Genomic DNA, 11,678 nt, shown 5'->3' with positions numbered 1-11,678 from the left:
CTCATTCGCTCAAGGCTGCAGGATCGTCGACCCGGTCGTCCGGCGTGCTTCGAGATCCTCGTGAGCCCTTGCCGCTTCCGAGAGCGGATAACGCTGGCGCACGCTCGTCTTGACCTGCCCCGTCGTCAATACATCGAAGAGCTCAGCGGCCATCTGCTCGAGATCGCTGCGCTTGGCGATATAACTGAACAACGTCGGGCGCGTGAAATAAAGCGACCCGCGCCCGGCGAATTCCGATGAGTCGATCGGCGGCAACGGACCCGACGTATTGCCGAAGCTCACGAACATGCCGAGCGGCGCGAGGCAATCCAGCGACGCCGTATACGTGTCCTTGCCGATCGAATCGTAGACCACGGGAACGCCCGCGCCATTCGTGATTTCACGCACACGCTTGGTAAAATCCTCCCGCGTATAGACGATCGGATGATCGCAGCCATGCGCCTTGGCGAGCGCTGCTTTTTCGTCCGATCCGACCGTGCCGATCACGGTCGCACCGAGCGCCTTCGCCCACTGGCAGGCAAGCATGCCAACTCCGCCCGCGGCGGCGTGAATCAGTACAGTGTCGCCCGCCTTCACACGATAGGTCCTGCGCAACAGGTACTGCGCGGTCAGACCCTGCAGCATCACGGAGGCAGCGTCCTCGTAGCTGATGGCGTCGGGCAGGCTCACCACATATTGCGTCGACATGACGCGTTCCTCGGCATAGGCGCCCGGCGGCCGCGACGCATAGGCCACCCGGTCACCGACCTTGAACCCGGTCACGCCCTCACCCACTGCGGTGACCTCGCCCGCCGCTTCCATGCCGATGCCACCCGGCAACGGCATCGGATAAAGCCCGGTTCGGAAATACACGTCGATATAGTTCAGGCCCACCGCGTGATGCTTCACGCGGATCTCGCCCTTGCCCGGCGCGCCCACTTCCACATCGACCCATTTCAATACTTCGGGGCCGCCCGTTTTTTCGAATCGAATTGCTTTTGTCACCGTTGTCTCCGTGTTGAGGGCGCTTGCGCGTCCAATGACCAGCAAACGCAACGCCAAGCCTGGTTTAGCGGCCCTATCTAAGCGGCCCTGCCCAGTCGCAGCTTCAAGTCGTCGAGAATCATGCGCGCCGTTGCGAGGTTCGTGGCGCACGCGACGTTATGGACGTCGCAGGCGCGAACCAAAGCGTTGATGTCCGGCTCGTGCGGCTGTGGCGTCATGGGGTCGCGCAGGAAGATCACCAGGTCGACGCGGCCCTCCGCCAGTTCAGCGCCAATCTGCAGGTCGCCGCCAAACGGCCCGGACAACTTGCGCTCCACCTCCAGTCCGTGAGCTGCCGCGATACGCGCGCCGGTCGTGCCCGTTGCCAGCAGCCGGCACTGCGCGAGCGTCGCCGCGAACTCGCCGGCCAGCGCCACGATGTCATCCTTTTTCATGTCGTGCGCGATCAGCGCGACGCGTGGGTTCATCGAATGTCTCTCTGTCATGGGTTGTTATGGGTTCGGTGCCGATACTTCAATACATCGATACGTCAGTAAGTGCCCGGATACGCGCCGCCGTCGATCAGCAGGTTTTGTCCCGTGATGTACCCCGCATGCACGCTGCACAAATAAGCGCACGCCTTGCCGAACTCTTCCGGCGAGCCGAAGCGGCCGGCAGGCAACTTGCTCATGCGGCGCTTCTTGGCTTCTTCCACGCTGATGTTGTTCGCCTTCGCGTCGGCCGCGAACGTGGTGACGAGGCGGTCGGTGTCGAAGGAACCTGGCAGCAGGTTGTTGATGGTCACGCCGCTTGCCGCCACCTTGCGCGACAATCCCGCGATAAACCCCGTCAGCCCCGAACGCGCGCCGTTCGACAAGCCCAGCACGTCGATAGGCGCCTTCACCGACGAACTCGTGATGTTCACGATCCGCCCGAAACCCCGTTCGATCATGCCGTCGAGCGTCTGCTTGATCAGCTCGATAGGCGTGAGCATGTTCGAGTCGAGCGCCTTGATCCAGTCATCGCGGGAAAACTGGCGGAAGTCGCCCGGCGGCGGACCACCGGCGTTATTCACGAGAATGTCGGGCGCCGGACAAGCGGCCAGCGCCGCCGCGTGCCCCTCCGGCGAGGTGATGTCGCAGGCGACCGCCGTCACGTTCACGCCATAGGTCACTCGAATGTGCTCCGCCGTGGCTTCCAGCGGCACCGCCGTGCGCGCCACGATCACGAGGTTGACGCCTTCGGCGGCCAACGCTTCCGCGCAGCCGCGCCCCAAACCCTTGCTGGCCGCACATACGAGCGCCGTGCGCCCCTTGATTCCCATGTCCATTGCTGTCCCTTTGTAGTTGTCCGCTAGTTGCCCGCGCTTTGACAGGTTTGCACCGGTCCAAGCGGAATTTCGAATGTCGGCCGGATCCCGGCTCGCAATCATGCATTGGATCGCATGATGCAATTCTAGAAGAATGAGGGATCGGACGTCGGCCGTGCAATAGACCGGATGGCCTGTCGCCCGCAATCTCCACTTTCAGCGCCCCTAATTTGGGTAAACTGGCGGCACTGCCCAAGCTCAGCAATTGAAACCGCCCTGCACGCGCGGTTTGAAAGCAGCCGCACCGACAATCTGCGTCACAAGCATGACCCGAAACCACATTTAATGCCGCGGCAACCGCGCGAACACCATGAACCAGGACAGCCGCTTTCCGAATCTTTTCATCCTCAACCACCCGCTGATCCAGCACAAGCTGACTCACATGCGGGACAAGGACACGTCCACCCGTACATTCCGCGAATTGCTGCGCGAAATCACGCTGCTGATGGGTTACGAGATCACGCGCAACCTGACGCTGACCACGAAGCGTGTCGAGACACCGCTCGTTACCATCGACGCACCTGTCATTGCGGGCAAGAAGCTCGCCATCGTGCCCGTGCTGCGCGCCGGCATCGGCATGTCGGACGGGCTGCTGGACCTGATTCCGTCGGCACGCGTGGGGCACATCGGGGTGTATCGGGCGGAAGATCACCGGCCGGTCGAGTATCTCGTGCGCCTGCCCCCGGATCTCGAGGAGCGCGTGTTCATCTTGTGCGACCCCATGCTCGCGACCGGCTATTCGGCCGTGCACGCGGTCGACGTCATGAAACGGCGCAAGGTGCTGGGTGAAAACATCATCTTCGTCGCGCTGGTCGCGGCGCCTGAAGGCGTGAAGGTTTTCTCCGATGCCCACCCTGACGTGAAGCTTTACGTCGCCTCGCTCGATTCCCATTTGAACGAGCACGCATACATTGTCCCGGGCCTGGGGGACGCCGGCGACCGGCTGTTCGGCACCAAGAACTGACGGAAAGCCCGGCGAACCTACGGCTCATCGCGTCGCCGCCATAAGGCCAATGCCTGCCGGACGGGCGCGCCATGATAAAATTCGGGTCCGCCAAATGCGTTGATGCAGCATTGAGGCAGCCTTGCCGCGGTTTTTTCGCGCCCGGCAGGCCCCGTCATGTAAGCAGCGGGAACATACATGCCAGCTGGCGAAAAACGCTGCGCAGGGAAGCTGAAAGAAAGCTGCACAAAGCTGCATAAGGCGGCGACATTGACACACAGGCGTGCGAGAACAGCTCGGGCGCGATGGAGAAAGGTATGGCGGGTCATTCAAAATGGGCCAACATCAAGCATAAGAAAGCGGCCACCGACGCCAAGCGCGGCAAGGTCTGGACGCGTCTTATCAAGGAAATTCAGGTTGCAGCGCGCATGGGTGGCGGAGAGATCGACACCAATCCGCGCCTGCGGCTCTCCGTCGAGAAGGCGTACGACGCCAACATGCCCAAGGACAACATCAACCGCGCGATCCAGCGCGGGGTGGGCGGCGTGGACGGCGCGACCTACGAAGAAATCCGCTACGAGGGCTATGGCATTGGCGGCGCGGCGATCATCGTGGACACCATGACGGACAACCGGACCCGCACGGTCGCGGAAGTGCGCCACGCGTTCTCGAAGTTCGGCGGCAACATGGGCACGGACGGATCGGTCGCGTTCATGTTCGACCACGTCGGCCAGTTCCTGTACGCACCCGGCACGCCGGAAGACAAGCTGATGGAAGCGGCGCTCGAAGCGGGCGCGGACGACGTGGTGACGAACGACGATGGCAGCATGGAAGTGGTGTGTCCGGCCAACGACTTCCAAAAGGTAAAGGACGCGCTGGAAGCTGCCGGCTTCAAGGCTGAAGTCGCCGAAGTGATCATGAAACCGCAGACTGAAGTCGAATTCACGGGCGAAGACGCCGCGAAAATGCAGAAATTGCTCGATGCGCTGGAAAATCTTGACGACGTGCAAGAGGTTTATACCAACGCAACAATCGACGAAGAGTAAACGCGGGTTGGTAAGGGGCTTGTCTTTCACGCGCTGGAAATTGCAGCAGGCGAAGTCGAGAACCCAAAGCATTTCTGGCCCGATTGGTGCATGCGCGTTCAGCAGCCGTTCCGGGTCTGCAGAGAAACAAGCCGCAAACGGCTTTTGACGGCCGGGTTTAAAGACGCGAAGTCGTGTGACGCAGCCGTTATCGGCGCGAGCCCTCTTCTCTCTCTCATGATCCCTGCGGCCACTGACAGTCAGCCGGAATGCAGCAAAGCAAAACTGCGGAGGCGCGGTGAACCGGTTCAGGAAGAACTCACCGGTTTGCGCTGCCAGCCGCCACGAATTTCTTAAGGTCTTCGAGGTTTAAATGAAGTTACTCGTCGTCGGTTCGGGCGGTCGCGAACATGCGCTCGCGTGGAAGCTCGCGCAGTCGCCGCGCGTGCAGATGGTTTATGTCGCGCCGGGTAACGGCGGCACGGCTCAGGACGAACGTCTGCTGAATGTCGACATCACGGATCCGGCCGCGCTGGCCGATTTCGCAGAAAATGAGCAGATCGCGCTGACCGTAGTGGGTCCCGAGGGTCCGCTGGCGGCAGGCATCGTGAACTTGTTCCGCTCGCGTGGCCTGAAGATTTTTGGTCCGACCAAAGAAGCGGCGCAACTCGAAAGCTCGAAGGACTTTGCCAAGGCGTTCATGAAACGCCATGCCATTCCCACGGCCGAGTATGAAACGTTCACGGACATCGGTGCGGCACACGCTTATCTCGACACGAAGGGCGCGCCCATTGTCATCAAGGCCGACGGCCTGGCTGCCGGTAAAGGCGTGGTTGTCGCGACAAGCCTGGAAGAGGCGCATGCAGCCGTCGACTCCATGCTCGCCGACAACAAGCTGGGCGACGCCGGTGCACGCGTGGTGATCGAGGAGTTCCTGGACGGCGAGGAAGCCAGCTTTATCGTCATGGTGGATGGCAAGCATGTGCTGGCGCTGGCGTCGAGCCAGGACCACAAGCGCCTGCTCGATGGCGACAAGGGCCCGAACACCGGCGGCATGGGTGCGTATTCACCTGCCCCGATCGTCACGCCGCAACTGCATGCGCGCGTGATGCGCGAAATCATCCTGCCGACAGTGCGCGGCATGGAGCAGGAAGGCATCCGCTACACGGGCTTCCTGTATGCCGGCCTGATGATCGACGCGCAGGGCAATCCGAAGACGCTCGAATTCAATTGCCGCATGGGAGATCCGGAAACGCAGCCGATCATGGCGCGCCTGAAGGGTGATTTCTCGAAGGTGGTTGAACTGGCGATCGCGGGCACGCTTGCCACGGCCGAGATCGAATGGGACCGGCGTACCGCGCTTGGCGTGGTGCTCGCCGCTCACAACTACCCGGACACGCCGCGCAAGGGCGACCGGATCAACGGCATACCTGCAGAAACGCCGGAAGCAGTGACGTTCCATGCCGGCACCACGCTGGAAAACGGCAAGCTGACCACGTCCGGCGGCCGCGTCCTGTGTGTAGTGGGTCTGTCGGATTCGGTTCGCGGCGCGCAATCCGTCGTCTACGATACGATCAACCAGATCGCGTTCGACGGCATGCAGTATCGGCGGGACATTGGGTATCGGGCGCTCAATCGAAAGGCGTCGGATCGACAAAGCTGATTCGACACCGCATTCAAGTACAGCACTGCCGGACCTTCGCGTCCGGCAGTGCGTTTTTAGACGAAACGCGCCGAATGGCGGCAGACCGCCTCCTTGTCCGCCTTTCCCGCACACCAGAAAGCACGCAGCACGATGACCGATTCGACCTACGACGTACACGCTGTCCGCACCTATCTCACCGGTTTGCAAAAGCAGATCGCAGATACGCTCGGCAGGTTCGATGGCGCCGAATTTGCCGTCGATTCATGGCAGCGTGGGCCTGCGGAGCGGCTGCGCGGCGGCGGGAGTACCCGGATTCTCGAAGGCGGGCAGTTTTTCGAGCGCGGCGGCATTGGCTTTTCGGATGTCGCGGGCGACTCCCTGCCGCCATCGGCGAGTGCCGCGCGTCCTCAACTGGCCGGCCGCGGTTTCGAGGCAATGGGCGTATCGTTGGTCATGCATCCGCGCAATCCGCACTGCCCGACCGTGCATATGAACGTGCGCCTGCTGATCGCCACGAAAGCCGGCGAGGCGCCGCTCTTCTGGTTCGGCGGCGGAATGGACCTGACGCCGTATTACGGTTATGAGGAAGACGCGCAGCATTTCCACGGCGTGTGCCGTGACGCGCTTGCGCCGTACGGCGCGGATTTATACCCGCGTTTCAAGAAATGGTGCGACGAGTATTTTTATCTCAAGCATCGCAACGAGCCGCGCGGTATCGGCGGGATTTTTTTCGACGATTTCTCGGAACCCGGTTTCGACGAATCGTTCGCGATGATGCGCAGCGTCGGCGACAGCTTTCTCAACGCCTACGTGCCGATCATCGAACGCAGGCGCAATACGCCGTATGGCGAAGCCGAGCGGGAATTCCAGGCCTATCGGCGAGGCCGCTACGTTGAATTCAACCTGGTATTCGACCGGGGCACGCTGTTCGGGTTGCAAAGCGGCGGGCGCACGGAGTCCATCCTGATGTCGATGCCACCGGCCGTTTCATGGCGATACAACTGGAAACCGGAAACCGGCACGCCCGAAGCGCGGCTTTATTCCGATTTCCTTGTCGCGCGAGAGTGGGTTTAAATAGCCACGGAAACATGAGAAACCGGCGCTGTACCCGTTGCATTCCGTCCCCAAAGAGGACCGTCCACTGAAACCCAATCTTCCTTGCGTTCACCGCGTCGGCTTGCTGGGCGGCACGTTCGACCCGATACATAACGCTCACATGGCGCTCGCGCGGCGTTTCGCCGAGTTGCTGGACCTGACCGAACTCGTATTTCTGCCGGCAGGCCAACCGTGGCAGAAAAAAGACGTGACTCCGGCGCATCACCGGCTCGCAATGACTCGCGCAGCGGCGCAAGCGCTGCACATCGACGGTTTGAAGATCACCGTCGCGACCGACGAAATCGATCACGATGGCCCGACCTATACCGTGGAGACGCTCGCGCGCTGGCGCGAGCGGGAAGGCGCGGATGCGTCGCTGGCGTTGCTGATCGGCGCCGACCAGCTCGTGCATCTGGATTCTTGGCGCGACTGGAAACGGCTGTTCGAATTTGCGCACGTATGCGTGGAAACACGCGCGGGTTTCGATGTATCGACGGTTTCACCCGCTGTTGCCGAGGAAATTGCGGCCCGCAGCGCGAGCGCGGATGTGCTCCGGTCCACGCCGCACGGGCACCTGTTGATCGACTCGGCGCTGGCGCTCGAAGTATCCGCCACCGAAATCCGCGAGCAGTCGGGCGAACGCCTCAAAACGCACGCGGCAGGCGGGATTGCTGCCGAGAGTAATGTTCCGTCCGCCGTATGGGACTATATTGTTCAACACCACTTGTACCATCGGTAAAAATATGGAAATTCAAAAGCTTCAACGCGCGATCATCGACGGTCTCGAAGACGTCAAGGCGCAGGACATCAAGGTGTTCAACACCACTCACCTGACCGCCCTCTTCGACCGTGTGATCGTGGCGAGCGGCACGTCGAATCGTCAGACCAAGGCGCTTGCGAACAGCGTGCGCGAAAAGGTCAAGGAGCTGGGCGGCGACGTCATCAGCACCGAGGGCGAGGAAATCGGCGAATGGGTGCTGGTCGATTGCGGTGACGCCGTCGTCCATATCCTGCAACCGGCGCTGCGCCAGTACTACAACCTCGAAGAAGTCTGGGGCGACAAACCCGTGCGCGTGAAGCTGCAAAGCGCAGGCGGTTTCGGCGGCGCGCGTGTGACCGCGGACGAAGAAGACGAGGAAGACGAACCGGCGGCCAAGCCCGCGCGCAAGACCACGCGTCGCTGAGCTTCAGGTTCAGTGCGAACGTACCGCTTTACCTGAAGGCGGACGCTTCGTGCGCCTCACGCTGCCATGAAACTTCATATCCTCGCGGTCGGCCACAAGATGCCCGACTGGATCTCAACCGGCTTTGACGAATATGCGAAACGCATGCCGCCCGAGTTGCGCGTGGAGTTGCGCGAGATCAAGCCTGAACAGCGCTCGTCGGGCCGTAACGCCGAGAGCGTCATGGCGGCTGAACGTGTGCGCATCGAAGCAGCGTTGCCGAAAAATGCGCGTCTTGTCGCGCTCGATGAACGCGGCCGCGACTGGACCACGATGCAACTCGCCGGCGCCCTTCCCGACTGGCAACAAGATGGCCGCGACGTGGCCTTCGTGATCGGCGGTGCCGACGGTCTCGATCCGCACATCAAGGCGCGCGCCGACGTATTACTGCGTGTGTCGAGTCTTACGCTGCCGCACGGCATGGTCCGCGTGCTCCTGGCCGAGCAGCTTTATCGTGCGTGGAGCATCACGCAGAACCACCCATATCATCGCGCGTGAACGGCAACGGGTCATCGAAGGCGCGGAACCGCCAACGCGTGCGCTTCGAGGATTGCCTCAATGTCATCGACCACGTTTGCGTTTGTTTATCTTGCGTCGCAAAGTCCCAGGCGCCGGGAGTTGTTGCAGCAACTCGGCGTCAAGTGCGAACTGCTCCTCCCCCTTCCTGATGAAGACGCCGAAGCGCTCGAAGCCGAGCTTCCCGGCGAAGCCGCCGATGCCTACGTCCTGCGCGTATGCGCGGCGAAGGCACAGGCTGCATATGCTCGGCGCGTAAAGGGCGAGCACGCGCCTTCGCCCATCCTTGTTGCCGATACAACCGTCACGCTCGATGGCGCCATCATGGGCAAACCGGACGATGCCGCCCATGCCGTCGCAATGCTCGAACGGCTGTCCGGGCGTGATCACGAAGTGTTGACGGCGCTCGCCGTCGTCGATTCCGAAGGCGGGATGCTCCAGCCCGTCCTGTCGCGTTCGCTCGTGCGCTTCGCCGCGGTCGACCGTGCTGCACTGCAACGCTACGCCGCCACTGGCGAACCGCTCGGAAAGGCCGGTGCGTATGGCGTTCAGGGACGCGCGGCAGCGTTTATCGAACGGATTGAAGGGTCCTATTCGGGTATCATGGGCCTGCCTCTTTTCGAAACAGCCGCACTCCTGCGCGTGGCGCGCGTCGACTTTTAAACCCGTCCATGAACGAAGAAATTCTGATCAACGTCACACCGCAGGAAACCCGCGTTGCCCTCGTTCAGCAAGGCGCGGTGCAGGAGCTTCATGTCGAGCGCACGTTGTCGCGCGGCCGAGTGGGTAATGTATATCTCGGCAAGGTCGTGCGTGTATTGCCGGGCATGCAGTCGGCGTTTATCGACATAGGGCTCGAGCGCGCCGCGTTCCTCCATGTTGCCGATATCTGGCATCCGCGCATTGCCGGCGAGACGCATTCGAGTGCGCCGCATATCCCCATCGAGAAGATCGTGTTTGAAGGGCAGGCGCTGATGGTGCAGGTGGTGAAGGATCCTATCGGTACCAAGGGCGCGCGGCTTTCGACTCAGGTGAGCATCGCAGGACGTACGCTGGTTTATTTGCCGCAGGAACCACATATCGGGATTTCGCAGAAGATCGCGAGTGAGACCGAGCGCGAGGCGATTCGTGCGCGTCTCACGGCGGTTCTGCCCGTGGATGAAAAAGGCGGATACATCGTCCGCACGATCGCAGAAGATGCGACGAGCGAAGAACTTGCCGCCGACGTCGCATACTTGCGCAAGACATGGACGACGATCGTCGCGCAGGCCCAGCGCGTGGCGCCGACTTCGTTGCTGCATCAGGATCTCAATCTGGCACAGCGCGTATTGCGCGATTTCGTGAATGACGAGACCTCGCGCATTCAAGTGGATTCGCGCGAGACGTATCAAATGCTCGCGGACTTTGCGGCCGAGTTCACGCCGGCGGTTGCATCGCGCGTGCATCATTATTCGGGCGAGCGCCCGCTTTACGATCTGTACAACATCGAAGCGGAGATTCAGCGCGCGTTATCCCGCCGCGTGGATCTGAAGTCGGGCGGATATCTGATGATCGATCAGACCGAGGCCATGACCACTATCGACGTGAATACGGGCGGTTATGTCGGCGCCCGGAATTTCGACGATACGATCTTCAAGACCAATCTCGAAGCCGCCCATACGATTGCGCGGCAATTGCGGCTCAGGAATCTGGGCGGGATCATCATCATCGATTTCATCGATATGGAGAACGTCGAGCATCGCGATCAGGTTCTCGGGGAGTTGAAGAAGGCGTTGTCGCGCGACCGCACGCGGGTGACGGTCAACGGATTTTCCCAGCTTGGACTGGTCGAGATGACGCGCAAGCGCACGCGCGAATCGCTTGCCCATGTGCTGTGCGAACCTTGCCCGACGTGCGATGGAAAAGGCCAAGTCAAGACACCGCGAACGGTGTGTTATGACGTGCTGCGCGAGATCATGCGCGAGTCGCGGCAATTCAACCCGCGCGAGTTCCGGGTGGTGGCGTCACAGCAGGTAATCGATCTGTTCCTGGAAGAAGAGTCGCAGCATCTGGCCATGCTGATGGACTTTATCGGCAAGCCGGTGTCGTTGCAGGTCGAGTCGAATTTGAGTCAGGAACAATACGACATTGTCTTGATGTGATCATGCCACGCCGGAAAGGACCGCATAAAGAGCGCCCATGAAAGCCGCGCCCGAGCTAAGAGCCTGAGATTGTTCTAAGCCCGACGCTCGCGAGCACGGCGTTCGATCCGTAGGAAAACGCATGGTGCAGCTATACCGTCAACTCTTTCGGCGAATGCGTTTTCAGCCACTCAGACAGCACCAGATCAATCCGTGTCTGCCAGCCATCTCCAGTTTCCTTGAAAGCCGCCACCACCTGCGGCGACAGTCGAAGCGAAAGCGGAACCTTGGTCGGAGCCTTCTGGCTGCCACGTACCCCAACTTTCGCGCGCAAAGATGGCGGCAACGCGTTCTCACCGCGCTCGAACGTCTTCAGATCGTCAGTCGTGAGTTCACGCACTTCACCGTGCTCATCAATCATGGGTTTGCGTGCTGTCATAGCGTTTTACCTCTCTCGAATTAGCCTTGCGAAAACTGATTACGCGGATCCCATCATCGGTTTCAGTGAAACACAGCACATGCAAACGGGCGTCAAGGAAGCCGAGCGCAATGTACCGAACCTCGCCGTACTCGCGCCGCTCGTCGGAGCCTATAAGGGCGGTTCCGAAATCAAAGTCCACTGCACGCTCAAAGGAAAGGCCACGGTCGGTGATGTTTCGAGAATTCTTGTTCGGATCGAAGGTGACGTGCATGAACCTAATTGTATATACAAAATACGTATAATGCAAAGAGAAAGCGTTGAGCTAGTGCCGGGTCGTGCACGTCCCGCCCATACGCTG

14 protein-coding genes are annotated in these 11,678 nt (G+C 61.0%); 9 read left to right on the top strand and 5 right to left on the bottom strand.

The genetic code is table 11. The features are described 5' to 3' along the window. Window positions 1–9: 9 nt before the first annotated feature. From AXG89_RS11120 to AXG89_RS11110, 3 genes are all read right to left on the bottom strand, one after another. Window positions 10–984, bottom strand: a complete 975-nt coding sequence (locus tag AXG89_RS11120; protein WP_062000786.1) for a quinone oxidoreductase family protein — start codon at window positions 982–984, stop codon at window positions 10–12. A 77-nt stretch (window positions 985–1,061) separates the two neighbouring features. Beyond that, complete coding sequence (locus AXG89_RS11115; RefSeq protein WP_062000785.1) at window positions 1,062–1,451, bottom strand: methylglyoxal synthase; 390 nt, start codon at window positions 1,449–1,451, stop codon at window positions 1,062–1,064. A gap of 62 nt (window positions 1,452–1,513) precedes the next feature. Then, on the bottom strand, window positions 1,514–2,293 hold the full coding sequence (locus tag AXG89_RS11110; protein WP_062000784.1) for an SDR family oxidoreductase: 780 nt from the start codon (window positions 2,291–2,293) through the stop codon (window positions 1,514–1,516). Between the two features lie 349 nt (window positions 2,294–2,642). On the opposite strand from AXG89_RS11110, the gene upp reads away from it, so the two are divergent. The 9 genes from upp (at window position 2,643) to rng (ending at window position 10,920) form a co-directional block, all read left to right on the top strand. Continuing rightward, complete coding sequence (gene upp, locus AXG89_RS11105; RefSeq protein WP_056352410.1) at window positions 2,643–3,296, top strand: uracil phosphoribosyltransferase; 654 nt, start codon at window positions 2,643–2,645, stop codon at window positions 3,294–3,296. 296 nt (window positions 3,297–3,592) lie between these two features. Then, window positions 3,593–4,321, top strand: a complete 729-nt coding sequence (locus AXG89_RS11100; protein WP_062000783.1) for a YebC/PmpR family DNA-binding transcriptional regulator — start codon at window positions 3,593–3,595, stop codon at window positions 4,319–4,321. A gap of 352 nt (window positions 4,322–4,673) precedes the next feature. Beyond that, the gene (purD, locus tag AXG89_RS11095) at window positions 4,674–5,963 is read left to right on the top strand and encodes a phosphoribosylamine--glycine ligase (RefSeq protein WP_061998998.1); all 1,290 of its coding nucleotides are present in this window, start codon (window positions 4,674–4,676) and stop codon (window positions 5,961–5,963) included. 132 nt (window positions 5,964–6,095) lie between these two features. Further along, window positions 6,096–7,019, top strand: coding sequence for an oxygen-dependent coproporphyrinogen oxidase (gene hemF / locus AXG89_RS11090; protein WP_062169695.1), 924 nt, complete (start codon window positions 6,096–6,098; stop codon window positions 7,017–7,019). A gap of 37 nt (window positions 7,020–7,056) precedes the next feature. Continuing rightward, window positions 7,057–7,779 (top strand): nicotinate-nucleotide adenylyltransferase, encoded by a 723-nt coding sequence (locus AXG89_RS11085; RefSeq protein ID WP_082771397.1) that lies wholly within the window; start codon window positions 7,057–7,059, stop codon window positions 7,777–7,779. A 4-nt stretch (window positions 7,780–7,783) separates the two neighbouring features. After that, window positions 7,784–8,224, top strand: coding sequence for a ribosome silencing factor (gene rsfS / locus AXG89_RS11080; RefSeq protein ID WP_061998996.1), 441 nt, complete (start codon window positions 7,784–7,786; stop codon window positions 8,222–8,224). 66 nt (window positions 8,225–8,290) lie between these two features. Then, complete coding sequence (gene rlmH, locus AXG89_RS11075) at window positions 8,291–8,761, top strand: 23S rRNA (pseudouridine(1915)-N(3))-methyltransferase RlmH (RefSeq protein ID WP_062169693.1); 471 nt, start codon at window positions 8,291–8,293, stop codon at window positions 8,759–8,761. Between the two features lie 60 nt (window positions 8,762–8,821). Further along, window positions 8,822–9,442 (top strand): Maf family protein, encoded by a 621-nt coding sequence (locus AXG89_RS11070; RefSeq protein ID WP_082771396.1) that lies wholly within the window; start codon window positions 8,822–8,824, stop codon window positions 9,440–9,442. Window positions 9,443–9,450: 8 nt separating this feature from the next. Further along, window positions 9,451–10,920 carry a ribonuclease G gene (gene rng, locus AXG89_RS11065; RefSeq protein ID WP_061998993.1) on the top strand — a complete coding sequence of 490 codons (1,470 nt, stop codon included), beginning with the start codon at window positions 9,451–9,453 and terminating at the stop codon, window positions 10,918–10,920. 130 nt (window positions 10,921–11,050) lie between these two features. On the opposite strand, the gene AXG89_RS11060 is transcribed toward rng, so the two are convergent. Continuing rightward, window positions 11,051–11,320 carry a BrnA antitoxin family protein gene (locus AXG89_RS11060; protein WP_236873329.1) on the bottom strand — a complete coding sequence of 90 codons (270 nt, stop codon included), beginning with the start codon at window positions 11,318–11,320 and terminating at the stop codon, window positions 11,051–11,053. Then, window positions 11,313–11,591 (bottom strand): BrnT family toxin, encoded by a 279-nt coding sequence (locus tag AXG89_RS11055; protein ID WP_061998985.1) that lies wholly within the window; start codon window positions 11,589–11,591, stop codon window positions 11,313–11,315. The genes AXG89_RS11060 and AXG89_RS11055 overlap by 8 nt, the downstream gene beginning before the upstream one ends. Window positions 11,592–11,678 lie beyond the last annotated feature (87 nt).

Source organism: Burkholderia sp. PAMC 26561, assembly GCF_001557535.2.
In the GTDB taxonomy this organism is placed as follows: domain Bacteria; phylum Pseudomonadota; class Gammaproteobacteria; order Burkholderiales; family Burkholderiaceae; genus Caballeronia.
Note: the sequence above shows the minus strand (reverse complement) of the source record. Positions and strands in the feature narration are given on the sequence as shown.